The 25,776-nt window shown below is 52.6% G+C and carries 26 protein-coding genes; 13 read left to right on the top strand and 13 right to left on the bottom strand.

Annotated features, from left to right (window positions below; all coding sequences use genetic code 11):
* Positions 1 to 400 precede the first annotated feature (400 nt).
* The 4 genes from OGY13_RS14545 (at position 401) to OGY13_RS14530 (ending at position 3,365) form a co-directional block, all read left to right on the top strand.
* A complete protein-coding gene (locus tag OGY13_RS14545) occupies positions 401 to 1,147 on the top strand; it encodes a MipA/OmpV family protein (RefSeq protein ID WP_008784520.1) in 747 nt (248 codons plus the stop codon).
* A 580-nt stretch (positions 1,148 to 1,727) separates the two neighbouring features.
* Positions 1,728 to 1,970: a hypothetical protein gene (locus OGY13_RS14540; protein ID WP_071444724.1), complete on the top strand. Its 243-nt coding sequence runs from the start codon at positions 1,728 to 1,730 to the stop codon at positions 1,968 to 1,970.
* Positions 1,971 to 1,980: 10 nt separating this feature from the next.
* The gene (locus OGY13_RS14535) at positions 1,981 to 2,331 is read left to right on the top strand and encodes a hypothetical protein (protein ID WP_032943110.1); all 351 of its coding nucleotides are present in this window, start codon (positions 1,981 to 1,983) and stop codon (positions 2,329 to 2,331) included.
* 179 nt (positions 2,332 to 2,510) lie between these two features.
* Positions 2,511 to 3,365, top strand: a complete 855-nt coding sequence (locus OGY13_RS14530; RefSeq protein ID WP_213752533.1) for an aldo/keto reductase — start codon at positions 2,511 to 2,513, stop codon at positions 3,363 to 3,365.
* Positions 3,366 to 3,653: 288 nt separating this feature from the next.
* Here the strand turns inward: OGY13_RS14530 and OGY13_RS14525 are convergent, their stop codons facing one another.
* Positions 3,654 to 4,538, bottom strand: coding sequence for a D-hexose-6-phosphate mutarotase (locus OGY13_RS14525; protein WP_213752534.1), 885 nt, complete (start codon positions 4,536 to 4,538; stop codon positions 3,654 to 3,656).
* Between the two features lie 72 nt (positions 4,539 to 4,610).
* Positions 4,611 to 5,606, bottom strand: a complete 996-nt coding sequence (gapA, locus tag OGY13_RS14520) for a glyceraldehyde-3-phosphate dehydrogenase (RefSeq protein ID WP_003030697.1) — start codon at positions 5,604 to 5,606, stop codon at positions 4,611 to 4,613.
* A gap of 341 nt (positions 5,607 to 5,947) precedes the next feature.
* On the opposite strand from gapA, the gene msrB reads away from it, so the two are divergent.
* Together msrB and OGY13_RS14510 are read left to right on the top strand one after the other, a co-directional pair.
* A complete protein-coding gene (gene msrB, locus OGY13_RS14515) occupies positions 5,948 to 6,361 on the top strand; it encodes a peptide-methionine (R)-S-oxide reductase MsrB (RefSeq protein ID WP_213752535.1) in 414 nt (137 codons plus the stop codon).
* Between the two features lie 42 nt (positions 6,362 to 6,403).
* Positions 6,404 to 6,679 carry a YeaC family protein gene (locus tag OGY13_RS14510; protein WP_003030693.1) on the top strand — a complete coding sequence of 92 codons (276 nt, stop codon included), beginning with the start codon at positions 6,404 to 6,406 and terminating at the stop codon, positions 6,677 to 6,679.
* 45 nt (positions 6,680 to 6,724) lie between these two features.
* Here the strand turns inward: OGY13_RS14510 and yajD are convergent, their stop codons facing one another.
* The 4 genes from yajD to ansA form a co-directional block, all read right to left on the bottom strand.
* Positions 6,725 to 7,069 carry an HNH nuclease YajD gene (gene yajD, locus OGY13_RS14505; RefSeq protein ID WP_003832478.1) on the bottom strand — a complete coding sequence of 115 codons (345 nt, stop codon included), beginning with the start codon at positions 7,067 to 7,069 and terminating at the stop codon, positions 6,725 to 6,727.
* A gap of 92 nt (positions 7,070 to 7,161) precedes the next feature.
* The gene (chiD, locus tag OGY13_RS14500) at positions 7,162 to 8,415 is read right to left on the bottom strand and encodes a chitinase ChiD (RefSeq protein WP_186413484.1); all 1,254 of its coding nucleotides are present in this window, start codon (positions 8,413 to 8,415) and stop codon (positions 7,162 to 7,164) included.
* A 258-nt stretch (positions 8,416 to 8,673) separates the two neighbouring features.
* On the bottom strand, positions 8,674 to 9,312 hold the full coding sequence (pncA, locus tag OGY13_RS14495; protein WP_048235524.1) for a bifunctional nicotinamidase/pyrazinamidase: 639 nt from the start codon (positions 9,310 to 9,312) through the stop codon (positions 8,674 to 8,676).
* Positions 9,313 to 9,326: 14 nt separating this feature from the next.
* A complete protein-coding gene (gene ansA, locus OGY13_RS14490) occupies positions 9,327 to 10,343 on the bottom strand; it encodes an asparaginase (protein WP_003832492.1) in 1,017 nt (338 codons plus the stop codon).
* Positions 10,344 to 10,580: 237 nt separating this feature from the next.
* Here ansA and OGY13_RS14485 point away from each other — a divergent pair, with 237 nt between their 5' ends.
* The gene (locus OGY13_RS14485; RefSeq protein ID WP_125362980.1) at positions 10,581 to 11,648 is read left to right on the top strand and encodes a GlxA family transcriptional regulator; all 1,068 of its coding nucleotides are present in this window, start codon (positions 10,581 to 10,583) and stop codon (positions 11,646 to 11,648) included.
* A gap of 36 nt (positions 11,649 to 11,684) precedes the next feature.
* On the opposite strand, the gene sppA is transcribed toward OGY13_RS14485, so the two are convergent.
* Positions 11,685 to 13,541 carry a signal peptide peptidase SppA gene (gene sppA / locus OGY13_RS14480; RefSeq protein WP_008784539.1) on the bottom strand — a complete coding sequence of 619 codons (1,857 nt, stop codon included), beginning with the start codon at positions 13,539 to 13,541 and terminating at the stop codon, positions 11,685 to 11,687.
* Between the two features lie 175 nt (positions 13,542 to 13,716).
* Between sppA and OGY13_RS14475 the strand changes: the two genes are divergently transcribed.
* The 3 genes from OGY13_RS14475 (at position 13,717) to topB (ending at position 17,379) form a co-directional block, all read left to right on the top strand.
* Positions 13,717 to 14,268, top strand: coding sequence for an NAD(P)H nitroreductase (locus OGY13_RS14475; RefSeq protein ID WP_008784540.1), 552 nt, complete (start codon positions 13,717 to 13,719; stop codon positions 14,266 to 14,268).
* A 116-nt stretch (positions 14,269 to 14,384) separates the two neighbouring features.
* Entirely contained in the window at positions 14,385 to 15,428 is a 1,044-nt protein-coding gene (gene selD, locus OGY13_RS14470) for a selenide, water dikinase SelD (protein ID WP_213752536.1), read from the top strand.
* A 4-nt stretch (positions 15,429 to 15,432) separates the two neighbouring features.
* A complete protein-coding gene (topB, locus tag OGY13_RS14465; RefSeq protein ID WP_032934436.1) occupies positions 15,433 to 17,379 on the top strand; it encodes a DNA topoisomerase III in 1,947 nt (648 codons plus the stop codon).
* Between the two features lie 80 nt (positions 17,380 to 17,459).
* On the opposite strand, the gene gdhA is transcribed toward topB, so the two are convergent.
* Positions 17,460 to 18,803 carry an NADP-specific glutamate dehydrogenase gene (gdhA, locus tag OGY13_RS14460; RefSeq protein WP_003832501.1) on the bottom strand — a complete coding sequence of 448 codons (1,344 nt, stop codon included), beginning with the start codon at positions 18,801 to 18,803 and terminating at the stop codon, positions 17,460 to 17,462.
* Between the two features lie 252 nt (positions 18,804 to 19,055).
* Between gdhA and OGY13_RS14455 the strand changes: the two genes are divergently transcribed.
* On the top strand, positions 19,056 to 19,316 hold the full coding sequence (locus OGY13_RS14455; RefSeq protein WP_170974251.1) for a YnjH family protein: 261 nt from the start codon (positions 19,056 to 19,058) through the stop codon (positions 19,314 to 19,316).
* On the opposite strand, the gene OGY13_RS14450 is transcribed toward OGY13_RS14455, so the two are convergent.
* Positions 19,276 to 19,689 carry a pyrimidine (deoxy)nucleoside triphosphate diphosphatase gene (locus OGY13_RS14450; RefSeq protein ID WP_126956334.1) on the bottom strand — a complete coding sequence of 138 codons (414 nt, stop codon included), beginning with the start codon at positions 19,687 to 19,689 and terminating at the stop codon, positions 19,276 to 19,278. The genes OGY13_RS14455 and OGY13_RS14450 overlap by 41 nt on opposite strands.
* A 79-nt stretch (positions 19,690 to 19,768) precedes the next feature.
* Between OGY13_RS14450 and OGY13_RS14445 the strand changes: the two genes are divergently transcribed.
* Together OGY13_RS14445 and OGY13_RS14440 are read left to right on the top strand one after the other, a co-directional pair.
* Complete coding sequence (locus tag OGY13_RS14445) at positions 19,769 to 20,338, top strand: carboxymuconolactone decarboxylase family protein (protein WP_213752537.1); 570 nt, start codon at positions 19,769 to 19,771, stop codon at positions 20,336 to 20,338.
* Positions 20,331 to 20,954, top strand: a complete 624-nt coding sequence (locus OGY13_RS14440; protein WP_213752538.1) for a CDP-alcohol phosphatidyltransferase family protein — start codon at positions 20,331 to 20,333, stop codon at positions 20,952 to 20,954. The genes OGY13_RS14445 and OGY13_RS14440 overlap by 8 nt, the downstream gene beginning before the upstream one ends.
* Before the next feature lie 100 nt (positions 20,955 to 21,054).
* Here the strand turns inward: OGY13_RS14440 and OGY13_RS14435 are convergent, their stop codons facing one another.
* The 4 genes from OGY13_RS14435 to OGY13_RS14420 form a co-directional block, all read right to left on the bottom strand.
* The gene (locus tag OGY13_RS14435; protein WP_168978345.1) at positions 21,055 to 22,362 is read right to left on the bottom strand and encodes a sulfurtransferase; all 1,308 of its coding nucleotides are present in this window, start codon (positions 22,360 to 22,362) and stop codon (positions 21,055 to 21,057) included.
* 88 nt (positions 22,363 to 22,450) lie between these two features.
* Positions 22,451 to 23,083, bottom strand: coding sequence for an ATP-binding cassette domain-containing protein (locus OGY13_RS14430; protein ID WP_213752539.1), 633 nt, complete (start codon positions 23,081 to 23,083; stop codon positions 22,451 to 22,453).
* Complete coding sequence (locus OGY13_RS14425) at positions 23,083 to 24,618, bottom strand: ABC transporter permease family protein (RefSeq protein WP_286637677.1); 1,536 nt, start codon at positions 24,616 to 24,618, stop codon at positions 23,083 to 23,085. Before OGY13_RS14425 ends, OGY13_RS14430 begins: the two co-directional genes overlap by 1 nt.
* Complete coding sequence (locus OGY13_RS14420) at positions 24,591 to 25,760, bottom strand: ABC transporter substrate-binding protein (protein ID WP_048235518.1); 1,170 nt, start codon at positions 25,758 to 25,760, stop codon at positions 24,591 to 24,593. The genes OGY13_RS14425 and OGY13_RS14420 overlap by 28 nt, the downstream gene beginning before the upstream one ends.
* Between the last annotated feature and the right edge of the window lie 16 nt (positions 25,761 to 25,776).

Below are 25,776 nucleotides of genomic sequence, written 5' to 3'. Positions count from 1 at the left end.
AAGAGCCGTTCATATGAATAGTAGAGGCCCCTGAAGAGGTAAACTGAACGACGTCGCTGCTGAATAAATAAGCAACTCTCATGCCATTTTGGTGGTCAGGAGATCAACGTATTCGGTGATACACCTTCTAAAATTAAGCGTAGATGGCATTTGCAAAACTTGCCTGTGTGCGCAAATGAATTTCAATGGCATATCAATAACTCATCAGCAAAAAAAGCACATCTTATGTAAAGAATTGGAGCGGGATTCATGCGGTGTTCACCGTCCTGCAAGCAAAATGTCATCACTCGCTGAGAAATTAGGGGGTTACATTCTGGGGCGAATACGTAAAATAGTTGGGCTGAAGCGTATTGGCGGTTACACTTTGACCGCTACACATTTGAATAAGGAATTATGGATTGTGACCAAACTCAAACTTCTGGCACTTGGCGTCCTTGCCGCAACCGCAGTTAGCACCGCACAGGCGGAAAGTCAGTGGACTGTTGGCGCGGGTGTCGGCGTGATTAACAGCCCGTACAAACAGTATGACCGCGATGTTTACCCTGTTCCGGTTGTCACCTATGAAGGCGATAATGTCTGGTTCCACGGCTTGGGTGGCGGCTACTATCTGTGGAATGACACGGCAGATAAGCTTTCCATCATGGCGTACTATGATCCGACGCATTTCAAGCCGGGTGATAGCGATAGCCATGCTTTACGCCAACTCGACAAGCGTAAAAGCAGCTTGATGGCTGGCCTCTCGTATGTACATAACACCCAGTATGGTTTCCTGCGTACTGCACTGGCGGGTGATACTCTGGATAACAGCAACGGCTTTATCTGGGATCTGGCCTGGCTCTACCGTTACACTAATGGTGGGCTGACTCTGACGCCGGGTATCGGTGTGCAGTACAGCAGCGAAAACTACAACGACTATTATTATGGCGTGTCCAATCACGAGTCTCGCCGCAGTGGTCTGAAAAGCTACAACGCTGACGATGGATGGGATCCGTACCTGGAGTTGACCGCGAGCTATAACTTCATTGGAAACTGGAACGTATACGGAACTGGCCGTTATGTGCGCTTGAGTGATGAAGTGAAGGACAGTCCGATGGTCGATAAGTCCTGGTCTGGCATCTTCTCAGTGGGTGTGACCTACAAGTTCTGATGACATTCAGTTTTGAACACAAGCTCGCAGACATGCGGGCTTTTTTGTGCGCTACCGATATGAATATTGATCTAAAACATGAGATTTCATCATTTGTGCTGATTTGACATTCTGTCAGGCTACAACGAATTTTTAACGTATTATTCCTGTCGCTGTTACTAAAAATAAACCTGCTATTTTATTAGCCTGTTATCTATTCATTTTTGAATGAAATAAAGTCGTGAAGGTTTAGCAAATCATTGTCATGAAGTAATGGTTTGTAGCTATACAATGCGTTGATAATACTAGGGTTTACGATCGAGGTAAGCGTTATTTTCTTATTGTTAAGCACAATGAAAATTATTGATAACTCTTTTAGCATGTTTATCTCATGGCGAAAGTTAACTTTCATGTGAAAAAACAAAAATTAATCGATTGATTTTAATTTTACATCTTTAGGTATTTATCTGAAAAAATTAAAATTGACATTAAATATCCCATTGCAGATATTAATTAAACTTTAAAGTATCAACAGCAACTCTTCATGGCATTAAATATAATTCGCCATGTGGATTTTTTGAGAATAAACCTGGTATATATAATGAAAAAGTTAATCATGATAGCTGTGATGGGCGGGATTCTGGCTGGTTGTTCCACCGAGGCTTCACGCATGAATGCTTGCGAAAGCAAGGGTGTGAGCCGTGATGCCTGTTATGTTGCGGAGCAAAACCGTCAGGCGACAATCAATGCTGCCGCTGAAAAACAGGCTATGGAAAACGCGCAAAACTTGTATGGCACAAATGATACAAATTCCAGTCACCACCACAAACACGATAAATATTAAGGTTTAACTAATGAAGAAATTAATTATTATCGCTGCTCTGGTGGCTTCCTCTGCTGCACCTGCGTATGCCATCAGTGAGGCTTATCGTCAACAGTTACAGCATGAACATAAAACCATGGTCAGTGACACGAATGCCCCGGTACACGCCAGTAAAATCACGCCCGTGCATGTGAATAAACTTGGAGTGGACTTTAAACGTGGTGCTGATGGCATTGCTTATATTAATGGCAAACCTGCGGCAAATGATGAGAATAGTGCTGAAGCTCAGTCTTATAGCGCAGGTTTGATTTCCGTTATCGTCTATAAAAACGGAAAAATCAACGCTATGAAAGAGGGGAAATATTTAGGTCGGTTGAAATAACCACTTCGTAGATAAGATTTTGTATTTTTTCGGCCCGGGAACATCTGCTGTTCCCGGGCTTTTTATTTCGCTCGCCTTAACGATCGGTTTCCAATCCATGATGGTGCAATTTGTGCACCCTAACAGGACACATGCACGTTGTTTTGCTTTACTGTGGTGCATTAACACAGGAGGGTGCGATGACAGCGAAACAGGTGACGTTTACAAACCAGGTATCGCTTCCTGCTATTGGGCAGGGAACATGGTACATGGGCGAGGATCCAAGCCGACGCCGGGATGAAGTGTCTGCGCTGCAGGCCGGACTGGATCTCGGCCTGCGATTGATTGATACCGCAGAAATGTACGCTGATGGTGCAGCGGAAGAGGTGGTGGGTGAAGCATTAACGGGACGGCGTGATAGCGCTTTTTTAGTCTCGAAAGTTTACCCATGGAATGCCGGTGGACAGAAAGCCATTGCCGCCTGCGAAGCGAGTCTGCGTCGACTGAAAACTGATTATCTGGATCTCTATTTGCTGCACTGGATGGGCGATTTTTCATTTGCAGAGACCATCGATGCCATGGAAACACTGATTGCGCAGGGGAAAATCTGCCGTTGGGGAGTCTCAAATCTCGATTATGATGATATGCAGGCGTTATGGCAGGTACCCGGTGGACGAGAGTGTGCAACTAATCAGGTGCTTTATCATTTAGCCTCGCGCGGTATTGAATATGATTTACTGCCGTGGTGCCAGCAGCAGCAGATGCCGGTCATGGCATACAGTCCGCTGGCCCAGGCGGGACGACTGCGTGGCGATTTGCTTTCTAACTCTGTGGTGAATGACATCGCGCGTGCGCACAATGTTAGCGCTGCGCAGATTTTGCTGGCGTGGGTGATTCGTCAGTCGGGTGTAATAGCCATTCCGAAAGCCGCAAGCGTAGCGCATGTCGAACAAAATGCCGCCGCGCTGGAGATAACGCTCTCTGTAGATGAGTTGAAGCAGTTAGATAAGGCGTATCCGGCGCCAAACGGTAAAACCGCGCTGGATATGGCCTGATTTGCCAAATGCCGATGTTCCCGCAGCTTATCAGGTCTACGGCTGCATGTAGTTTGTAGGCCGGATAAGGTGTTAGCAGCATCCGGTACGGTGCGTAGAGCTGCCTGATGCGCTGAGCTTATCAGGCCTACGGCTGCATGTAGTTTGTAGGCCGGATAAGGCGTTGGCCGCATCCGGCACGGTGCGTAAAGCTGTCTGATGGCGCTGTGCTTATCAGACCTGCGGCTGCGTGTAGTTTGTAGGCCGGATAAGGCGTTAGCCGCATCCGGCATGGTGCGCAGAGCTGTGTTAGCGTTTAGCTACACGGATAGTCTGCGCGAGGCGAGATGGTTTTTCTTCTGTGGTTTTCTGCGGAGCGGTCGCGTAAGCCGTTTCTACACAAACAAACGTTTTGTAGCCATCATCCGGCATGTCGCCCATGCTGACGGACAGCGCCGGGCCAGGGTTCCAGCCCACGACATTCAGATGGTGGTGATGGACAACATCTATATTGCGATTCAACGCATCATCATGAATCACGCTGCACGCTTCCGGATTCAGATAAACGCGATCGGTGCGGTCCGGGAAGGTCTGGATACCATCAGCCAGCACATCTTCTTTAGCATCATTCACTTTATCGATCAGGCGATCGCCAAGACCACTGACTTTCACTGCCGCAATGTCACCAACGTTGAAATAGGTATGCAGTGCCGAGGTGGTTTCAAACTCACCATGAGCTTCCAGCTCCATCTCACAGGTGGCTCCCACTTTGAAGCGGACCAGCAGGCAGAACTCGTGTGGCCATAGCTGACGCGTTTCAGCGTTGCTCTGCAGTTCAAACGTCAGCACCACGCCATTGTCGTCTTCGTTGTGCGCTTTCAGCGTCCATGGCAGGTTGCGGGCAAAACCATGCGAAGGCAGGCCCTGCTTAGCAGCCGGACCAAACCACGGCCAGCAAATTGGTACGCCGCCACGCAGCGCTACGCCGGTTTTAAACGGGGTATTATTACTTAACCACAGGACTTCCTCTTCACCATTTGGTTTCCAGGAAAGAAGATGTGCGCCCTGCAGCGCGAAAGAAGCTTTAACCTGTGGGTGATCGACAACAAGAACCTCAAGCTCATCAAGCTGACGGCGGGAGAGGACAGGGGTAATTTGTTCGATTACCGGAAGTGCAAAAATTTTATTAATCATTACGCAATCCTTTCTTCAGGCAAAAAAAAGAGCGACCTGAGTCGCTCTTACAGATTACTGTTTCATCTCAACTTATTTGGAGATGTGAGCAATCAGGTCCAGAACTTTGTTGGAGTAGCCGGTTTCGTTGTCGTACCAGGATACCAGTTTCACGAAGTTGTCGTTCAGTGCGATACCAGCTTTAGCATCGAACACGGAAGTGCAAACTTCACCGTTGAAATCGGTAGATACTACGTCGTCTTCGGTGTAACCCAGAACGCCTTTCATCGGGCCTTCGGAAGCAGCTTTGATTGCTTTCTTAATTTCTTCGTAAGAAGCAGCTTTTTCCAGACGAACGGTCAGGTCAACAACGGATACGTTCGGGGTAGGAACGCGGAACGCCATACCAGTCAGTTTGCCGTTCAGTTCTGGCAGTACTTTACCTACAGCTTTAGCTGCACCGGTAGAGGACGGGATGATGTTCTGGGATGCGCCGCGGCCGCCGCGCCAGTCTTTGTGAGACGGGCCATCAACGGTTTTCTGAGTAGCGGTGGTTGCGTGAACAGTAGTCATCAGACCTTCGATGATGCCGAAGTTGTCGTTGATAACTTTAGCCAGCGGAGCCAGGCAGTTAGTGGTGCAGGAAGCGTTAGAAACGATGTCCTGACCTTCGTATTTGTCAAAGTTAGCGCCTTTAACAAACATCGGAGTGTTATCTTTGGACGGACCAGTCAGAACCACTTTTTTCGCGCCAGCAGTGATGTGCTTACGAGCGGTTTCATCTGTCAGGAACAGGCCAGTAGCTTCAGCTACTACGTCAACACCAACTTCGTCCCATTTCAGGTTAGCCGGATCACGTTCAGCGGTAACACGGATTTTTTTACCGTTTACGATCAGATGACCGTCTTTCACTTCAACGGTACCGTTGAAACGGCCGTGAGTGGAGTCATATTTCAGCATGTAAGCCATGTAGTCAGCGTCTAACAGGTCGTTGATTGCAACGATCTCGATGTCAGAGCGTTCTTGAGCAGCACGGAAAACAATGCGACCGATACGGCCAAAACCGTTGATACCTACTTTGATAGTCATATATTCCACCAGCTATTTGTTAGTGAATAAAAGGTTGCCTGTAAAATTACAAAAACCTTACGCAGCGTCAAGCGGAATCGTGTCAATCATTGCGACAAATCAATCTGCTGCCTAAGCTTTGCGCAACTGACTCGCCTCACTCTTCCTTTGGGCTTGAAACCACATGGGGTCGGCGGCCCGAATTTTAAAGGGCAATCAAGATAAAAACGTGATTCTGATCACGAATTGCAGGCTGCCATTTCGCAAGGATCAAGTTTAGAACAAAAGTTCGCACTCCGGTGTTAATGTTTTGTTAGAATCTGTCTCGCGATGTGAGTTTAGATAAAGCGAGATGTGAGCAAATGGCTAATCAACCTTCTCCAGAAGAACTGAAAAAAAATTTAACCGAAATGCAGTTCTACGTAACGCAGAATCACGGGACAGAACCGCCATTTACCGGACGTTTGCTACATAACAAACGTGACGGCATCTACCACTGTTTGATCTGCGACAATCCGCTATTTCGTTCCGAGACAAAATATGACTCTGGCTGCGGCTGGCCCAGCTTTTACGAGCCTGTCAGCGATGAGGCTATCCGTTACATAAAAGATACGTCACACGGCATGCAGCGCATTGAAATCCGCTGCGGAAACTGTGATGCACACCTGGGACACGTCTTCCCGGATGGTCCGAAACCTACCGGTGAACGGTACTGCGTTAACTCAGCGTCTTTGAACTTCACCGATGGTGAAGACGGTGAGCAAACCAAGGGTTGAAGAAACGATTCAGCAAATTATTCTACGGAGAGTGGTTTTAACATGAATCTTGATGAGATGATCAACAGCATGACGCCGGAAGTTTATCAGCGCTTATCGACTGCCGTTGAACTCGGAAAATGGCCGGATGGCGTAGCGCTAACGGCAGAACAAAAAGAGAATAGCTTACAGCTGGTGATGTTATGGCAGGCGCGAAACAATATTGACGCGCAGCATATGACGATTGATACCAACGGTGAGATGGTGATGAAGAGCAAGCAGCAGTTGAAGGTTGAGTTTGGTATTACGCCAGAACCGATTGCGACGTTTAAATCCTGATTACCCAGGCCCGGCAGACATCGATGTCGGGCCCGTCAGTTGATGTTATTTCTTGTTCATCATCGCCTTCAGATCGGCGAACGGGTTGTATTTCGCTTCGCCCACGGCCTTTTGCGCATCTTCTCCTGCAACCACCGTTGAACCATACTGGTCCGCTTCCGTATATTTGGAATGCTCGTGATCGTGGCAGTACAGGCACAACATTTCCCAGTTGCTACCATCTTCCGGGTTATTCGAGTGATCGTGATCGATATGGTGTACCGTCAACTCGCGCAAATTTGAATACACGAACTCACGGGAACAGCGTCCGCAGACCCAGGGAAAGAGTTTAAGCGCCTTTTCCCGGTAACCGACTTCCAGACGGGCGTAATTTTTAGGGATAAAAGCCATAAAGCTCATGCCTCCAGTAGAAATGAAGAGCTGCGCCAAAAGCTGGCGCAGCAGAATGCGCTAATCATAACCTATTGTGTCAGGCGTTGGGATCAGTGTTTGATGCCTAACGAATCGGCTAACTGCTTCGCCAACTGATTATTGTCATCTGCGCCGTACTCCCAGAACATGGCGCCTGCCAACCCTTTGCTTTTGATGTAGTCGGCTTTGAACGCCACCGAACGCGGGTTTTCATAGGAGAGGGCAAAGAGTTTTTTTCCATCCGCAGACTGTACCGACAGCCACGGCACTTTCGCTTCATCATCCCAATGTTGACTAAAGCGTTTTTGCGGATCGTTGATCAACTTCGCCACGATATCGTTGTACTTCACGTAGGTGTCTTTGCTCAGGTCGACGCCCAGTGATTTGAACAACTCAATTTGAGCTGACTCGAAATAGGGCTGGGTAGCCGGGTTTTTCTGCGCGTCAGGTTTGCTCCAGTCAATACCTGGCTCAACGGCGCGTTTTGGTACACGTCCATAAAAGCCAATGCCCAGATTCATTTGACTCGGTTTCAGACCGGCTGCGAGATAGTTATTGACCACAAAATCGGCGCTGTACTTATCCGCCGCGGCGACCGTTGGCCATTGCGTCGAATCGTACAGGTTCGAGTTGAAATATTGGGTGCCGTAAGCCATGTCATAGGTCATCAGGTTGATGTAGTCGAGCGATGGTGCAATGGCTTTTACATCCACCCAGCTTTTCGGACTTTCCGCATTCGCGCCCACGGCGATGGTCAGCAGTTTTTTATGCCCCAATGCGGCGCGCAGTTCTGTTAGCAGCGCGGTGAAGTTAGCGCGGTCAGCCGGTTGACTTTCAACCAGTCCCCAGGCGCCGTTCACCGGATATTCCCAGTCGAGATCGATGCCATCCAGACCATATTTCGCAATTATCTCCTGCGCAGACTGAATAAACACTGCGCGTGTTTCCTTCGTTGCTGCCGCGCCAGAGAATCCACGCGCTCCCCAACCGCCGACGGAAAGCAAAACTTTTAGGTTTGGATTTTGTTTACGCAGTTGTGGAATTTTCAGCAAATCATCCTGCACTTTCTGTGAAAGCCAAATCTGATGCAGTTTGCTGGCGTCTTTTAAGGCGTCATTGGTCTCGTCTTTTTCGTTGTTGTAGACAAGGCCAAACGAATAGTTGAGATGGGTTATCTGGCGAACATCCAGTTTATTGATGTCGCCACCGGGACCGGCAGTGACGTCGCCACCACCATTAAAGTAGCCAACTGACATCAGTGAACTGGCGGAAACAACGCTGGCGCAGAGCAGGGGTAATGCTGCCAACAAAGGCAATAGTTTCATCGGTGTTCCTCTTTGACATTTAAACAAGCAAACATGCCACGGAAATGGCGTGGCGAAAAAAACAGCACCCGCAGGTTAACAGTTTCATAACAGGAAAAATGCGAAGGGGTTCACGCCATGCTGGCGCAGCGGCAAACCAATTTTGGTAGGTTGTATTGGTTAGAGGAGTGCTGGTTGAAAGGGAGATGCGTATTAATCCGGCCTATAAATTTGCAAAAATGTGCAGTTTCAATCGACCGGATATAACGTTTTAAAGCATTAGCGCTGGGTTTCCAGCCAGTCGTCCAACGTATACAGCGTTGCGCCCGCAGCCGCCATTTCCATAAAGGCGTTTGCACTGTCCTGGGGGTGAATATTAACGCCACGGCAGCCGTCGGTTATAACGCTGACGGTGTAGCCAAGATCGAGCGCGTCCAGTACGGTGAATTTGACGCAATAGTCGGTAGCCAGACCCATGATGATGAGCTCGGCAATGCGGTGTTCGAGTAGCCATGCATTCAGCGCGGTTGCCTGACGACGACCGTTATCAAAAAAAGCACTGTAGCTGTCGACCAGCGGGTTCTCACCTTTAGTGAACGTTTGAGTTATCGCACGCTGGTTCAGCAGCGGATGCAGGGCAGCACCTTCGCTGTTTTGTACGCAATGATCGGGCCAGAACGTCTGCGCCAGGCCATCGAGTTGTCCCTGGCTGTAGGGCTCGACCTGATGCTGGCTGGCAAAACTACCGTGATTCGCCGGGTGCCAGTCCAGACTGGCAACGACCGTGTCGCCACGTATGGCACACCAGTCAATCAGGCGGTTGGCGATATCGATTGTGCTGTCACCTTGTGGGACCGCGAGGGCACCACCGGCACAAAAGTCATTTTGTAAATCGACCAACAGTAAGGCTCGGGCCATGGGCATAGACTCCTTTAATCGTCAGGCGTGAGCTCACCACGCAGATTTTGCGTCATTGCTTCACGAATTGTCTGCGTATCCAGTCCCTGACTCAGCAAATAGTGCAGTTTGGTGAGTGTGGCTTCGACGGTCATATCCGCGCCGCCAATCACGCCAGCATGCGCCAGCGCATTCCCTGTCGCGTAGCCCCCCATGTTCACCTTGCCGGACATACACTGCGTAAGGTTCACCACCACAATGCCACGCGAGCTCGCATCTTCAAGTTCTTTCAGGAACTCTTTATTCTGCGGCGCATTGCCCACGCCGTAGGAGCGCAAAATTAATGCTTTTACCGGCTGGCGCAGGAAGTTGCGTACCACGTCAGCGGAGATCCCAGGATAAATGGTGACCACGCCAATCGGTTGTGGAGTGATAGGATGGACAATCAACTCACCTGTGCCGTGAGGTGCGGGCGGTGTTCCCAGCCGACGAATGTGGATCCCGGCTTCCAGCAGTGGTGCAAGGTTGGGTGAGGCAAACGCGTCAAAACCATCAGCATGCGCTTTAGTGGTCCGGTTACCGCGAAACAGTCGGTTGTTGAAAAACAGGGTCACTTCATTGATCGGATAATTTGCTGCAACGTACAACGCATTCAGCAAATTGATTTGTCCGTCAGAACGTAGCTCTGCTAATGGGATTTGTGACCCTGTCACAATGACTGGCTTGCCCAGATTCTCCAGCATAAATGAGAGCGCCGAAGCCGTAAACGCCATGGTGTCAGTGCCGTGCAGAATGACAAAACCATCGTAATCGTCGTAGTGCGCTTTAATGTCTTCAGCAATATGCTGCCAGTCTTCTGGCGTCATGTCTGAGGAATCCATCAGCGGGACGTATTCGTGGATGGTGAAGTCTGGCATCTCTGGGCGGTGGAATTCAGGCATCAGTGCCAGCTGACGCTGGAGATGACCGGAAACAGGAATATAACCCTGTTCTGAGCGCTGCATACCAATGGTACCGCCGGTATAGGCAACGTAAATCGATTTCTTTTGCATGGGCGTCACAGGTTAAGTTGTGCATAAACAGGCGCAGTATAAAGTTCCCCCCGAAAAAATACAGTGCAAATGACGCATACCTGCCATCCGATCAATATGTCATTTATGTTCAGTGCCTTGTCCCGTTTGTTCAGTGTGGTTTTGCACCCTCGGCCCTACAGTAGCAGCCTTGCTTTTTGGATATAGCGATTGCCGTTATCATGTTTCGTCCTAATGACAATACGCATGGAGCCTGAAGTGAAGAAAGACCTGAGAATTTTTCAGCCAGGCGAGTGGGCGGATGGAGACATCATTACGGCTATCGATGCGAGTCAGACAGAGACACCGCACAGACCACAGTTGAATGTCGGCATTCTTCTGTGGCCGGAATTTCCTCTACTGGCGCTGGCGGGGTTAACCGATGCGTTACGTCATGCGGCGGATATGGGGGATGATAGCCAGAAAATTCGCTGCTCCTGGCGTCTGATGAGCGCTACACCAGACCGACCTGTTCTCAGCAGTTCAGGAATGGCGATGATGCCGGATAGCGCATTCGTTGCACCGGAACAATTTGATTATGTGGTGGTGATTGGCGGCTTGCTGCGCAGCATGGCGAAAGCCGATCGGGCCGCGCGACGTTACCTGCATCTTGCACATCAGCTCAATATTCCGCTGGTAGGTATCTGCACGGGGAGCTTTGTTCTGGCGCAAGAAGGTTTCCTCAATGGGCTGACGGCGGCGATCCACCCCTGGCATCTGAATGATTTTAAAACGCAATTTCCTCAGCTGGCTGCCCGCAGCGGGGTCGATTTTCATGAGGAAAAAGGGATTCTGACATGTCCGGGGGGCATTTCGACGATAGGGCTGGCAACAGAACTTATTCGCCGCCACTGTGGCCCCGACAGGGCGACAAAAGCCATCTTCCAGATGTCCGTCCCCAACCGCATAGACAGCACGTCAGTGGCGGTCTCCAGAGCGATAGGTTTTACCCACGTGAGCGACAGTCGGTTACGCAAAGCGGTCTTTTTAATTGAGCAAGGGCTGGTAAAGCCCATATCGACCCGCTGGCTGGCCGCAGAAGTCAACCTGAGTCCTCGACAGCTTACCCGGTTGTTTAACGCCGAATTCGCCCAATCGCCAGGAGAGTTTATACGACGAGCGCGTTTGCGTTATGCCCACTGGCTGCTGATGAATTCTGGAGAGAGCGTCACGGAGATTGCGCTGCGTCTGGGATTTAGCGACTGTGCGCACTTTATTCGTTTGTTTAGTCGGGAGTTTGGCTGTACGCCAGGAGATTTTCGCAGTACGCGACATCAGAATGTGTAAAAAAATGCTGCCCCGACTTGGGGCAGCATTGGCAGATTAGCGAACGTTGGCGCAGGTCAGGCAAAACGCATAGCGGTTTTGCGGATCGTTAAACGCGGCCAGCTTATCGCTCTCCGCTTTAACCGTACTCGCCGCAGAAGCGAGCGGCGCCGGGAGCATCGCCTGGATAGCTTCAGGCAGCATGGCACGAACGGAACCGGACATGCTGTCCATCACCATATCAACGAATGTCGGTTCGTCCTGATAATACTCAATGTGCCATTGCTTCAGTTTGGCCAGCTCAGCCGCTTTCGCCACGGCGTCATCAAAATCACCCAGACTGTCTACCAGACCGTTGGCTTTCGCATCCTGGCCGGTCCAGACGTGGCCCTGCGCGATTTTGTCAATCTGCTCAGGCGTTGTCTTACGCGCATCTGCGACCAGCGTGATAAAGCGCTTATAGCCGTTCTCGATGCTCAGTTGCATCATTTGCTGCACTTCAGGTGGTAACGCTTTGGTGATGGAGATATCCGCCAGTGGGGATGTCGCCACGCCGTCGGTGTGTACACCAATGGAATCCAGACTGTTTTCCACAGTGTTGATCACGCCAAAGATCCCGATTGAACCGGTCAGCGTGCTGGGGTTCGCCACAATGTAGCTTGCTGGGGTGGAGATCCAGTACCCGCCGGATGCCGCCATGCCTCCCATGGACACGACAACCGGCTTACCTGCCGCTTTTGCCGCAGCCAGCTCAGCGCGAATGACTTCGGAAGCGCTGACGCTGCCGCCAGGGCTGTTCACGCGCAGCACAATTGCTTTCACTTTCGGATCAAGACGCGCTTCGCGGATCTGCGCGGCAGTCGTGTCACCGCCCACATTCCCAGGGGTTTCTTCACCGTCCATAATTGCGCCATTCGCGAAGACGACGCCAATGCTGTCCCCAGTATCCGCTGGCGTTTTCAGCGAGTAATCGTAATAGCTGACGGCGCGATAATTTTTATCCGCTTTGCTCCAGCCAAACTGTTTGGTCAGCATTTTTTCGACTTCGGCGCTGGAGGCCAGTGCATCCACCAGTTTGTTGTCGAGCGCATATTTCGCGGTATCACCATCGACTTTTGTCAAACCGTCCAGCATGGCCTGTGCGCCCGGGAACACCTGCTGAGCAGGGATCTGGCGGTTGGCTGCGACCGTGTCGAGATAGTTCTGCCACAGCTCGCCGATCCAGCGGCTGTCGGCCTCGCGAGCGGCAGGAGACATATCATCACGAATGAACGGTTCTACGGCAGACTTATAAGTCCCGACACGGAACACGTGCGTGGAAACTTTCAGCTTGTCGAGCAGGGACTTGTAGTACAAACCGTTGGTGGCAAAGCCGTGCAGATCAACGGAACCCTGCGGAGAGAGATAAATTTTATTGGCGAAACTGGCGAGGTAGTACTGCCCCTGGCTGAAGTTATCGCCCACGGCAAAGACCGGTTTGCCGCTGTCGCGGAATTCCCGTAGCGCTTTACCGATATACTGCATGGAAGGCTGGTCGGCCCCGGCAAAATTTTTCAGATCCATCACAATGCCGGTGATGTTGCGATCATCTTTTGCCTGGCGAATAGTATTCACGATATCGAACAGGGAGTTTTCCTGCAGACGATCGGAACTGGCGCCAAACAGCTGACGACCAATAACGCTTAAGCGACTGGTGCTCGAAGGCTTATCGACAATCACCCCCGAGATATCCAGCAGCAGTGCGCCTCGCTCAGCGTGTTCACTGGTATTGCTGCTGCTGACCTGCATCCAGATGCCAACGCCCACCAGCACCAAGAAGATGAAGAACAGGTTAAGCACAAATTCACGGACGAAATTCAGTAATCGCCATGTCCATTTAAAAAATCCGGCAATAAATCGCCACAGGGTTCGCATGTATTCTCCCTACCGATTAACAACACGCCATCCCGAAATTCCGGAGAAAGGCGATAAGATGAGGCTATCGTAATGACCCGACAGGCACTTGTCAGCAGGAATCACCGCCTGTGCTGTAACAAAATCCGCTCACGTGTTAATTTTGTGAACAAATCTCATTGTTGGAGTTAAGCAAATGGATGCACTCGAATTACTGATTACCCGTCGTAGCGCCTCTCGTCTCGTCGAGCCGGCCCCGACAGGAGAGCAACTGCAAAACATTCTGCGGGCGGGTATGCGCGCGCCAGACCACAAAACGCTGCAACCGTGGCAATTCTTTGTCATTGAGGGTGAAGGGCGTGAGCGTTTTAGCGCAGTGCTTGAAAAAGGGGCGATTGCCGCAGGCAGTGACGAGAAAGCTCAGGAAAAAGCGCGCAGCGCGCCGTTTCGCGCGCCGCTGATTATTACCGTGGTGGCGAAATGTGAAGAAAACGACAAGGTTCCTCTGTGGGAACAAGAAATGTCTGCCGGTTGTGCGGTAATGGCTATGCAGATGGCCGCAATTGCCCAGGGCTTTGGCGGTATCTGGCGCAGTGGTGCATTAACCGAAAGTGCGGTCGTTCGCGAAGCATTCGACTGTCGCCCGCAAGATAAAATCGTCGGTTTTCTCTATCTGGGCACACCGCAGCTAAAAGCATCCACGACGATTAACCTTGCCGATCCGAGCGCATTCGTCCGTTATTTCTGATATCAACGGCAAAACTGTCTGGATTCTGAGCAAAGACACCCGAATTCAGACAGTCACTCTTACCACATCATGGAATGAGCGCTACCATATCCGGATTGCAATGACAGGAGATGTCCATGAGCGAGCAAGCTATTCGTTTAACGCAATACAGCCACGGAGCCGGTTGCGGTTGTAAAATTTCCCCAAAAGTGCTGGAAACCATCCTGCACAGCGAGCAGGCGAAGTTTGTTGATCCGAACTTACTGGTGGGTAATGAAACCCGCGACGACGCGGCCGTATACGATCTGGGAAACGGCACCAGCGTTATCAGCACCACCGATTTCTTTATGCCGATTGTCGATAATCCGTTTGATTTTGGACGCATCGCCGCGTCTAACGCCATCAGCGATATTTTCGCCATGGGCGGCAAACCGATTATGGCAATTGCTATTCTGGGCTGGCCGCTGGATAAACTGGCACCGGAAATCGCCCGCGAAGTCACCGAAGGCGGACGCTTTGCCTGCCGTCAAGCGGGTATTGCGCTGGCGGGCGGCCACTCTATCGATGCCCCAGAGCCTATCTTTGGCCTTGCGGTAACCGGCGTTGTGCCGACCGAACGCGTGAAGAAAAACAGCACCGCTGAGGCAGGGTGTAAGTTGTTCCTGACCAAGCCTCTGGGTATTGGCGTTCTGACAACTGCAGAGAAAAAATCACTGCTGAAGGAAGAACACAAAGGACTGGCGACAGAAGTTATGTGCCGGATGAACATTGCCGGTGCGGCATTCGCCGATATTGACGGCGTGAAAGCCATGACCGATGTTACCGGTTTTGGTCTGCTGGGGCATCTGAGTGAGATGTGCCAGGGCGCAGGCGTTCAGGCACAGATCGTCTACCAGGATATTCCTAAGCTGCCTGGCGTTGAAGAATACATCGCGCAGGGCGCGGTGCCGGGTGGTACCCAACGTAACTTTGCCAGCTACGGACACCTGATGGGTGAAATGCCGCAATCGGTACGCGATCTGCTGTGCGATCCGCAAACTTCAGGTGGTCTACTGCTGGCGGTAACGCCGGAAGCTGAAGCCGAAGTGAAAGCGGCAGCGGCGCAGTTCGGTATCGATCTCACCGCCATTGGTGAGTTAGTGGAAGCTCGTGGCGGTCGCGCCATGGTTGAGATTCGTTAACTCGATGCGGTTGTTTATTGCCGAAAAACCAAGTCTGGCGCGTGCTATCGCCGATGTGCTGCCGAAGCCGCATCGCAAAGGCGATGGTTTTATTGAATGCGGAAATGGACAAGTGGTGACCTGGTGTATTGGTCACCTGCTTGAACAGGCGCAGCCGGATGCCTACGACAGTCGTTATGCTCGCTGGAGTCTCGTCGATCTGCCGATTGTCCCTGAAAAGTGGCAACTGCAACCGCGTCCCTCGGTGACCAAACAGCTCAACGTCATTAAGCGCTTTTTGCATGAAGCCAGCGAAGTTATTCACGCCGGTGACCCCGATCGTGAAGGGCAACTGCTGGTGGATGAAGTGCTGGATTACCTGCAACTGGCACCTGAAAAGCGCCAGAAGGTGCAGCGTTGCCTGATTAACGACCTCAACCCGCAGGCCGTTGAGCGGGCTATTGAGCGGTTGCGCGCCAACAGTGAGTTTATCCCGCTGTGCGTGTCAGCACTGGCGCGAGCGCGTGCGGACTGGTTGTACGGTATCAATATGACGCGCGCTTACACCATTCTTGGACGTAACGCGGGCTATCAGGGCGTACTTTCGGTCGGGCGCGTACAAACGCCGGTGCTCGGGCTGGTTGTGCGTCGCGATGAAGAGATAGAGAACTTCGTCGCCAAAGACTTCTTCGAAGTGAAAGCGCATATCGTAACGCCCGCCGATGAGCGGTTTACCGCTATCTGGCAGCCGAGCGAAGCGTGTGAGCCGTATCAGGATGAAGAAGGGCGCTTGCTGAATCGCACGCTGGCTGAACACGTGGTGAACCGCATTAACGGTCAACCGGCGATAGTCACCAGCTATAACGATAAACGGGAATCAGAATCCGCGCCGTTGCCGTTCTCGCTGTCTGCGTTGCAGATTGAAGCGGCGAAGCGCTTCGGTTTAAGTGCGCAAAATGTTCTGGATATCTGCCAGAAGCTGTATGAAACCCATAAGTTGATTACCTATCCGCGTTCGGATAGCCGTTATCTGCCGGAAGAACACTTTGCCGGACGTCACGCGGTACTGAACGCGATTAGCGTCCATGCGCCGGATCTGCTCCCGCAGCCGGCGGTCAATCCCGATACGCGAAATCGCTGTTGGGACGACAAAAAAGTGGATGCGCACCACGCCATCATTCCTACCGCGCGCAGTTCGTCCATCAACCTGAATGACAACGAAGCGAAAATTTACAACCTGATTGCCCGTCAGTATCTGATGCAATTTTGCGCAGATGCGGTATTCAGGAAGTGCGTCATTGAGCTGGACATCGCCAAAGGCAAGTTTGTCGCCAAAGCGCGTTTTCTGGCGGAAGCCGGATGGCGCACGCTGCTCGGCAACAAAGAGCGCGACGAAGATAATGACGGGACGCCGCTGCCGGTGGTGGCAAAAGATGACGAACTGCTATGCGAAAAAGGCGAAGTAGTTGAACGTCAGACCCAGCCCCCGCGGCACTTTACTGATGCAACTCTGCTGTCAGCGATGACCGGGATTGCGCGATTCGTGCAGGATAAAGATCTGAAAAAGATCCTGCGCGCAACGGATGGTTTAGGTACGGAAGCAACGCGCGCCGGAATTATCGAGCTGCTGTTTAAGCGCGGGTTCCTGGTGAAAAAAGGACGTTATATCCATTCGACCGACGCGGGAAAAGCGCTGTTCCACTCGCTGCCAGAAATGGCGACGCGCCCGGACATGACCGCGCACTGGGAATCTATCCTGACCCAAATCAGCGAAAAGCAGTGTCGCTATCAGGATTTCATGCAGCCGCTGGTGGGGACGCTGTATCAGCTTATCGATCAGGCGCGCAGCACACCGGTACGACGCTTTCGTGGAATTGCCGCGCCGGGCGGTAGTGGTAGCGATAAGAAAAAAAGCGCGCCGCGTAAACGTCCGGCGAAAAAAAGCCCGCCATCTGAAGAGGCGGGCCTGTAAGTTTGTAGGCCTGATAAGCATAGCGCATCAGGCTTAGCCGGATGCGGCACCCGTGCCTAATCCGGCCTGCAGAGACAATATTAAATCACGCCCTGACCCAGCATTGCGTCGGCAACCTTCACGAAGCCCGCGATGTTGGCGCCACGTACGTAGTTGGTCTGCTTGCTTTCGCCGCCGTATTCAACGCAGGCATGGTGAATATCCAGCATGATGTGGTGCAGGCGCGCATCCACTTTCTCCGCTTTCCAGCCCAGACGAGCGGCGTTTTGCGCCATTTCCAGACCGGATGTCGCTACGCCACCGGCGTTGGCGGCTTTACCCGGTGCGAACAGTACGCCCGCTTCGAGGAACAGATCGGTGGCCTCGATAGTAGTCGGCATGTTTGCCCCTTCGGCGACAGCTTTCACGCCGTTGGCGATCAGTACGCGCGCTGCATCGACATCCAGTTCATTCTGAGTGGCGCACGGCAGGGCGATATCGACCGGAACCGACCACGGCTGTTTGCCTTCCAGATAGGTCAGGCCAAACTCACGGGCGTAATCCGCCACGCGACCGTCACGGCTGTCTTTGATCGCGCACAGACGCGCCAGTTTTTCTTTGGTAAATCCACTTTCGTCAACTACGGTACCGCTGGAATCGGAGGCGGTAACTACTCGCGCGCCAAACTCCATGGCTTTCTCTATGGCGAATTGCGCTACGTTGCCGGAGCCAGAAACCGCCACGCGCATGCCTTCAAAGCCCAGACCATGGCGTTTGAGCATTGCTTCGGTGAAGTACACCAGACCGTAGCCGGTGGCTTCCGGGCGGATCAGGCTGCCGCCAAAAGAGAGACCTTTACCGGTAAAGACGCAGGCGCTGTTGTTGGACAGTTTTTTCATCATCCCGGCCATAAAGCCGACTTCACGACCACCCACGCCGATATCGCCCGCCGGGACGTCGGTATCAGGACCTAAATGGCGGAACAGTTCGGTCATCAGTGCCTGGCAGAAACGCATGATTTCACCTTCGCTTTTACCTTTCGGATCGAAATCGCTCCCGCCTTTACCTCCGCCCATTGGCAGCGTGGTGAGGGCGTTCTTAAAGGTCTGCTCGAAACCCAGGAATTTCAGGATCGACAGGTTCACGGAAGGGTGGAAACGCATACCGCCTTTGTACGGGCCAATGGCAGAGCTAAACTGTACGCGCCACGCGCGGTTGACCTGCACCTGATTGCGATCGTCCAGCCAAACTACGCGGAACTGGATCACGCGCTCCGGTTCAACCAGACGTTCCAGCAACGACATCTGACGATAACGCGGGTTCTGCTCAAGAAAGGGCCACAGCGTCGTCATTACCTCACGAACGGCTTGCGCGAACTCGGTTTGATTCGGGTCGCGCTTTTGCACATGGTTGAGAAATGACTCCAGAGAACATGTCTGATCCATAGATATAAGAACCTCTTATGTATTGATATGGTTATATTTTTGATATTTATGTTATGTGTTGTGCAGTTTTTGACTATACCATCAGCAGTGTGACGTGACGCAAGAAAAAATTAACCCCGCTAAGTAAATTAATATTGCGCCGTGGGTCATAACCAAAAGCGATAATGGAAGGTACTAAAGTTTCTGCCGATTTATACCGTTATACTGAGCATAAATGTCAGTTAAAAAGGAAAGACAATGCGCCGTTTAATCATGGCAGGAGCGTTGGTACTGGTGTCCAGCGCGACGCTGGCAAATCAGCTTTATCGCCCGGATGTGCAGGTGAATGTACCGCCGGAAGTGTTCAGTTCCAGCGGTCAGCGGGCACAGCCCTGTAGCCAGTGCTGTATTTATCAGGATCAAAACTACTCAGAAGGGGCGGTGATTAAAGCCGATGGCGTTCTGTTGCAGTGCCAGCGCGATGATAAAACGATCAGCACGAATCCGCTGGTCTGGCGGCGCGTAAAAGGATAAACGCCTCTAACAGCGGGATATCGGCGGGTGCCAGTGGATAACGCAGCGCCTCTTCGGGTGAGCACCAGACGATATCCTGATGTTCAAACGCTCTCAATTCCCCCTGAAAAGACGGTACATGCCAGGCATGCAGGTGAATCAATCGGCCTGAAACCTCGCGTTGATGACTGGCAATGTAGCGCCCCACGACCGCCTCAATGCCCAATTCTTCACGCAGTTCGCGGATCAGCGCCTCGGGCTGACTTTCGCCCGGCTCAACCTTACCCCCGGCAAACTCCCACATGCCTGACTGATCCGCATGCAGCGGACGCTGAGCCAGTAAAATTTTGCCATCACGTTCAATGATAGCGGCGACCACGTCGAGGGTTTTCATCATATTCATCAAGATCTAACAGCAGAAAATGACATACTATCGTTATCTTTGTTTTATCTAAAGTATTCAGGAGCCACCGTTGAACGAACCTCAGTCGTGGGTAAAGCCGTTAACGCGTATCCCTTCCAGTTTAAAACCGCTCGTTGCCACGCAGAAAAAACATTATGGCGATGTGCTGCATCCCACGCGCTGGTGGGGGCGGATGCCGTTTCTGTTCTGGCTGGTGGCGCTGTTTGTCGGGTTTCTGGAGCGTAAAAAGGCGCGCTTAACGCCGGTGATGCGCGCGCTGTTGATGACCCGCGTTTCTAAGGTCTGCCACTGCGCTTTCTGTATTGATGCGAATAGTTTACGGCTGGCAGAACGCTGTGGCGCGCTGGATAAAGTCATGCAGGTTGCCAACTGGCAAGATTCGACGCTGTTTAGCGCTGAAGAACGCGTAGCGCTGGCCTATGCCGATGCGGTTACCGCAACGCCTCCACAGGTTGACGATGCGCTGAAAGTGCAGATGAAGCAGCATTTTACCGATGATACCATTACGGAAATGACCGCGCTGATTGCGTTTCAAAATCTCTCGGCGCGTTTTAATGCCGCTCTCGATATTCCCTCGCAGGGACTGTGCGACAGTTTTAAAGGACGCCCGCATGCTTGACCGCCATCTTCATCCACGATTAAAACCGCTGTTGCATCGGTGCGTAGGTATTATTGATAAACCGGCGATTACCCCGGACGGACTTACGCTGGTCGGATTTGCCATTGGCGTGCTGGCGTTGCCATTTCTGGCGTTAGGCTGGTATCTGGCGGCGCTGGTGGCCATTGTGCTCAATCGGTTGTTTGACGGGCTGGATGGGGCGCTGGCGCGGCGCAGAGGACTAACCGACGCGGGCGGATTTCTCGATATTTCGCTCGATTTTTTGTTTTACGCCCTTGTGCCGTTTGGCTTTATTCTTGCCGCTCCGGCGCAAAATGCGCTGGCAGGCAGTTGGCTGTTGTTCGCGTTTATTGGCACCGGTAGCAGCTTTCTGGCCTTCGCCGCACTGGCAGCGAAACATCAGATTGATAACCCCGGTTATGCGCATAAATCGTTTTATTATCTGGGCGGGTTGACCGAAGGAACTGAGACAATTTTGCTGTTTGTGTTGGGGTGTCTGTTCCCGGACTATTTTGCCGTGCTGGCGTGGGTCTTTGGCGCGTTGTGCTGGATGACAACGTTCACCCGGATCTGGAGCGGATATCTGACGCTGAAAACCGTTCAGCGTCAGGTGTAAGGTAATGCGTTGCCGGATGCGCTTCGCTTATCCGGCCTACAACGATGATATATCCAGGCTGGGTAAAGCGTTCTCGCCGCATCCGGCAATAATGCCAGTCTTACTTGCTGGCGTCCGGACCCCGTTCACCGCTGGCGACCGGGTTTTTCGGATTGCTGCTCCACTCGTACCAGCCACCATCGTAAACAGAGACGTTTTTCCAGCCCATTGCGCGGGCATACATAAACGTTTCTGAAGCACGCCAGCCGGTACCGCAATAGAAAGAGACCTGTTGATTCGGCAGGATATTCCATTGCTTCCACATGGCGGCGATGTCATCCGCGCTGCGCATGGTGCCATCCGGGTTATGGAAATCTTCCATGTGGGTAGAGTCGCTGCCCGCGTGGCCCCAACGCGCGCCTGCGATCTCGCCTTTTGGCTTAATGTAGCTGTAGCCGCTGGTAGTACCGACAAATTCTGGCCATGAACGAATGCTTACCAAAGACGCATCCTGGCGATGCAGCAGACCGCGAGCCTGTTCCGTATCGAGCATCAGCTGCGGCTGGGCAGGGATTTTTACGCCGAAATCAGGTTCTGGTTTCACCGTTGGCGGAGTGCCGCGTTCGACCGGTAAACCTGAGTCGGACCAGGTTTGCCAACCGCCGTCGAGCAGACGAACGTCTTTCACGCCTGCGTACAACATAATTTGTGCCACGCGTGCGGCGGCATAGACATCGCGGCCGTATAAAATTACCGTGGTGTCGTGGCGGATACCGTGTTTCGCCAGCATCGCTTTAAGCTGCTCATCGGAAACTTTATTCCACAGCGGTTCGCTTTCAACTTCATTGGTATCAATGTAGCCCGCGCCGGGGATGTGGCTGAGCAGATACAACTTCGGCGCGCCCCAGGCGGCTTCAATCACTTTCCAGTCACCCGCCGGTTTGGCAGTCACGTCTTTACCCTGCTGAAGATTGTGCAGCCACTGTGGGTAGACCAACTGTTCGAAGTGCGGCAGACGTTGCAGACGCGCAGGATCTGTCAGCGCATCGCTGAGGGTTGAAATCTGGTTAAAGCCAACTTTTTGCAGACGGGATTTAACGGCCTGCATGTCGTTATCACTGCCATACAGCGCCACCGGAGCGTCGGTCTTAAGTTGATGTGACTTAACCCAGGCGCTGAGTTGTTCATCATTCATCTTGTCGAGCCAGGCGGCAGACAGGTTCAGTGCGGAAGGTTCGTGTCCTGAAGGACCATTGAGCGATTGTGGCCAGCCGTTGTAAAAAGCGCTCTGACGGGTATCGATCGCCGCGCCTTGCTTTTGCTGTAACTGGTTGAGGGTGAGCGTCTGTGCTGTTTCAGCAGCCCAGGAAGAAGCGCAAGCGAGCCCTAAAGCCAGTGCCAGCGCGGTCATTTGAGAAACACGTTTCATCGAATAGCCCGACGTTGAAAAAAAGAAGACGACATTCTGTGCCGCCAGTTACGTAAAAACCTTGCGTTAACGCAGCATATCGCCACATTCACGCCCAGTTTTCCATCTGAAATACGCGGCCTGCAGGCGGTACGTCCTGCGCGTCATGTGTCACCTGTACCACCGGGATCCCCAATTTACACACCTCGGTGAAGACCCATTGGCGAAAGTTATCGCGTAGCGACGCATCCAGCCTGCTAAAGGGTTCATCAAGTAACAGCGCCTGGGGCTGCGCCAGCAGCGCGCGGAGCAGGGCGACCCGCGAACGCTGCCCACCGGAGAGCGAAGCCGGATCGCGTGAATAAAATCCTGCCAGGTCCGCGCGTGCGAGGGCGCTTTCTACCTCATGACGCCTGGCAGGACCTTGCAGTCTGGCGGGTAAGGCTAGCAGTAAATTCTGCCCAACGCTGAAATGGTCAAACAGCAGCGCATCCTGGAACAAAATGCCAATCTGGCGCTGCGTGGTAGGTAACGTATCGATGCGTCGTTCATTAAGCCAAAGTTCGCCTGAGGACTGGAACTGGGGAGATAACGCCCCGATCATCCATGAAAACAGCGAAGATTTCCCGCTGCCGGAAGGTCCCATAATTGTGACAATGTCACTTTTGTTAACCTGAAAATTAACGTCTTTCATCAGCGCTTTCGCGCCCTGGTACAACGAAACGCCTCGTATGGTAAGCATTAGCGGAGTCCTTGTCGAAAGCGGCCGATCCACGCGGCGAGAAAGGCTGCAAGTGCGAAAACGAGCAGTGGTAAAAGCAGCTGCCACAACGCTTGTGTTGCCAGAATCGTACTGCTACCGCCGCTGCTTAATGCCACCGCTTCGGTGGTTAACGTGGGATAGCGTCCGGCACCTAGCCACAGCGTTGGCATATACTGGGCGATACTAACCGAGAAGCCAACCGCGAAGGCAATCAATGCCGGGCGCGCCAGCTGCGGGCATTTCACCAGCCAGAATATCCGCCCCCGCGTCCAGCCCAGGGTTTGCGCAATCAAAATTAATCGTGGGTCAATGCGCTGCCACGCCGGTTTAAGCACAAATAGCATCCAGGGCATCACCCACAGCAGGTGGCCCCAGATAATGGTCGTCATCAGTCCATCTTGTTCGGCATATAACGCCAGCAGATATTGTCCGGTTACCAGCGGTAGCGCAGGCAAAATGAGCGGTAGCCAGACCCAGCGGTGTCCGGTTTGTGGACCCCATTCCAGCCAGGCAAAAAGTATCAGAAGCGCCAGCACGCTGGAAAGGAGCCCCAGTTGCAGGCTATTGCTGAGCGCCTCGTTGTTTAGCGAGGAATAGCTGGCGATAAGCGCCAGTACCAGCGCGCATACCACACAGCTGACGGGCAAAATCTGTACCAGCGGGCGTACGATTGTCATAGATGAAAAATGCTGGCGTTCACCGTTTACTGCCGGAATAGTATGTCGCCAGGCACGCCAGAGCAGATAACCCACCAGCGCGATAACTAGGAGCAACAGCACCAGCAACAGACTGGCAAGTGCGCCTTTCGCCTGCTGTTCGACGTCGCCCTGACTGAGCCACTGCCAGCTCAATACGGCAAGCGTTGGCGGATTGCCGGGACCAAGAACGATTGCCACATCAACAACGGAGAGTGACCAGGCAACAATCGCCAGCATAGCTTTACCTAATGCCGGGCCGATAGCGGGCAGAACCAGCCAGTTCAGGCATTGCAGTCGGCTGTAACCCAGCGAATCCAATACGATAACCTGCTGAGAAAGTTGTTTTTCACTCAGCAGGGCCGAGAGAATCCATAACAAAAAAGCGCTCTCTTTCACCGCCAGCGTTACGCCAAGTCCAATGCCGTAGCGGTCCGGCTGTGGGCTGAGGAACGGGAGCCATTGCCAGAGCAGGCCGCCTTCAGCAAAAACCAACAGCACGCTCGTGGCGAAGGCAAAGTGCGGAATTGCCAGCAGCCACGGAAGACGCGTATACAGACGTACCCAGCCTGCGCCGGGCCACAAGGCGAGGATCGCCAGCAGCGCGATAATCAGCGCGCCCCCAGCCGCGAGGCCGACGGAAACCAGCGTTGCCAGTAACGCCTGCGGGAGTTGAGGATCGGCAAAGAGCGCCAGCCAGTGTGTGGTACTAAGCGCCGGTGTTATCAGAGACCATGCCGCTGGCGCCAACGGCAGATAAACTGCCGCCATGATGGCCCAGAGTAGCAGAATTAATGCGTACCGTAGCGGCGTAGCCATTCTTGTTCCAGAGCGTTTACCCAGGCTGCATGAGGTTCTGGCAACACGGCAGGGAGCCCCTGTGGGATCCGCGCCAGCAGCGCATCACGCTGTTCGTCAGGCAATTTTTGTGGATCAAGCACCGAAGGATCTCCCCAGACAGCCGGGTCAGCTTTGCGCAGTTGTGCTTCAGGAGAAAGCAGGAAGTTTGCCACGACTTTTGCTCCGGCACTGGCGTGGGCATTCGCCGGAATGGCCACAAAGTGCACGTTGCCGAGCATGCCCTGTGAGAAACCAAAACTGTAGCTGCTTTTAGGTAATTCGCCGCTCGCCACTTTTTGCTGCGCGTGGGCAGGGTTAAAGGTCAATGATAAACGCAGGGTACCGCTATTGAGAAGTGAATCCATTCGTGCTGGCGTGGGCGGAAAATCTTTGCCTTCACGCCAAAGTACAGGATGCAAGGTATCAAGATACTGCCACAATGGCGCGGTAACTTCGGCGAATGTCGCTGCATCTGGCGCAACTTTCAATGCCTGTGGTTTGGTGGTGAGCGAAATTAGCAACTGCTCAAGAAAAGCAGTTCCGGTAAAGTCTGGCGGGCGTGGATAGGTCACCGTGCCAGGGTGCGCCTGCGCAAATTCAAGAAGTGCCTGCGGAGATAACGGCGGCTGCGCGGTGAGATCGCGCCGGGCAATAAAGGTGAGTTGGGCACCGCCCCACGGTGATTCAGCCCCCTCTGTTGGAACGGAGAAATCTTCGGTCACCGGTTTTTGTGTATCAACATAGCGCCAGTTAGGCAGCGATTGTGCCCACTGGGTTTGCAGCAGCCCGGCTTCTTTTAGCGTACGGAAGTTTTCGCCGTTAACCCACAGTAAATCGACAGAGCCGCCGGTTTTTCGCCCGGATGCCGCTTCCGTCTGGATGCGTTTTACGGCATCGGCGGCGTCTGCCAGGCGCACGATTTTCAGGTTAATGTCGTAGTGCGTTTTCATCTCGCCGCTAACCCAGTCGAGATACTGGTTAACTGCATTGTCACCACCCCAGGCGTTGAACCACACCGTTTGACCACGGGCGTCATTTTTGATTTGTTGCCAGCTGGCGTCCTGGGCAAACGTCGCCAGCGGGCAGAGCAACAAACTCAGACACAATAAGCAGTAACGCATAATATCTCCATGGCTA

This window comes from Citrobacter sp. Cpo045 (assembly GCF_030332875.1).
GTDB classification, from domain to species: domain Bacteria; phylum Pseudomonadota; class Gammaproteobacteria; order Enterobacterales; family Enterobacteriaceae; genus Citrobacter; species Citrobacter portucalensis.
The sequence above is the reverse complement of the archived record's forward strand: the minus strand, read 5'-3'. Positions and strand labels throughout refer to the sequence as shown.

Bases quoted from the DNA above. Each gene is read 5' to 3' on its own strand.
- chiD (WP_186413484.1), bottom strand. From the start codon at position 8,415: ATGAAACTATTGCCTTTGTTGGCAGCATTACCCCTGCTCTGCGCCAGC.
- OGY13_RS14440 (WP_213752538.1), top strand. From the start codon at position 20,331: ATGCTTGACCGCCATCTTCATCCACGATTAAAACCGCTGTTGCATCGG.
- OGY13_RS14530 (WP_213752533.1), top strand. From the start codon at position 2,511: ATGACAGCGAAACAGGTGACGTTTACAAACCAGGTATCGCTTCCTGCT.
- OGY13_RS14430 (WP_213752539.1), bottom strand. From the start codon at position 23,083: ATGCTTACCATACGAGGCGTTTCGTTGTACCAGGGCGCGAAAGCGCTG.
- OGY13_RS14510 (WP_003030693.1), top strand. From the start codon at position 6,404: ATGAATCTTGATGAGATGATCAACAGCATGACGCCGGAAGTTTATCAG.
- msrB (WP_213752535.1), top strand. From the start codon at position 5,948: ATGGCTAATCAACCTTCTCCAGAAGAACTGAAAAAAAATTTAACCGAA.
- pncA (WP_048235524.1), bottom strand. From the start codon at position 9,312: ATGGCCCGAGCCTTACTGTTGGTCGATTTACAAAATGACTTTTGTGCC.
- sppA (WP_008784539.1), bottom strand. From the start codon at position 13,541: ATGCGAACCCTGTGGCGATTTATTGCCGGATTTTTTAAATGGACATGG.
- OGY13_RS14450 (WP_126956334.1), bottom strand. From the start codon at position 19,689: ATGAAAACCCTCGACGTGGTCGCCGCTATCATTGAACGTGATGGCAAA.
- gdhA (WP_003832501.1), bottom strand. From the start codon at position 18,803: ATGGATCAGACATGTTCTCTGGAGTCATTTCTCAACCATGTGCAAAAG.
- OGY13_RS14475 (WP_008784540.1), top strand. From the start codon at position 13,717: ATGGATGCACTCGAATTACTGATTACCCGTCGTAGCGCCTCTCGTCTC.
- OGY13_RS14540 (WP_071444724.1), top strand. From the start codon at position 1,728: ATGAAAAAGTTAATCATGATAGCTGTGATGGGCGGGATTCTGGCTGGT.
- OGY13_RS14455 (WP_170974251.1), top strand. From the start codon at position 19,056: ATGGCAGGAGCGTTGGTACTGGTGTCCAGCGCGACGCTGGCAAATCAG.
- gapA (WP_003030697.1), bottom strand. From the start codon at position 5,606: ATGACTATCAAAGTAGGTATCAACGGTTTTGGCCGTATCGGTCGCATT.
- topB (WP_032934436.1), top strand. From the start codon at position 15,433: ATGCGGTTGTTTATTGCCGAAAAACCAAGTCTGGCGCGTGCTATCGCC.
- OGY13_RS14425 (WP_286637677.1), bottom strand. From the start codon at position 24,618: ATGGCTACGCCGCTACGGTACGCATTAATTCTGCTACTCTGGGCCATC.
- OGY13_RS14535 (WP_032943110.1), top strand. From the start codon at position 1,981: ATGAAGAAATTAATTATTATCGCTGCTCTGGTGGCTTCCTCTGCTGCA.
- selD (WP_213752536.1), top strand. From the start codon at position 14,385: ATGAGCGAGCAAGCTATTCGTTTAACGCAATACAGCCACGGAGCCGGT.
- yajD (WP_003832478.1), bottom strand. From the start codon at position 7,069: ATGGCTTTTATCCCTAAAAATTACGCCCGTCTGGAAGTCGGTTACCGG.
- OGY13_RS14525 (WP_213752534.1), bottom strand. From the start codon at position 4,538: ATGATTAATAAAATTTTTGCACTTCCGGTAATCGAACAAATTACCCCT.
- OGY13_RS14420 (WP_048235518.1), bottom strand. From the start codon at position 25,760: ATGCGTTACTGCTTATTGTGTCTGAGTTTGTTGCTCTGCCCGCTGGCG.
- OGY13_RS14435 (WP_168978345.1), bottom strand. From the start codon at position 22,362: ATGAAACGTGTTTCTCAAATGACCGCGCTGGCACTGGCTTTAGGGCTC.
- ansA (WP_003832492.1), bottom strand. From the start codon at position 10,343: ATGCAAAAGAAATCGATTTACGTTGCCTATACCGGCGGTACCATTGGT.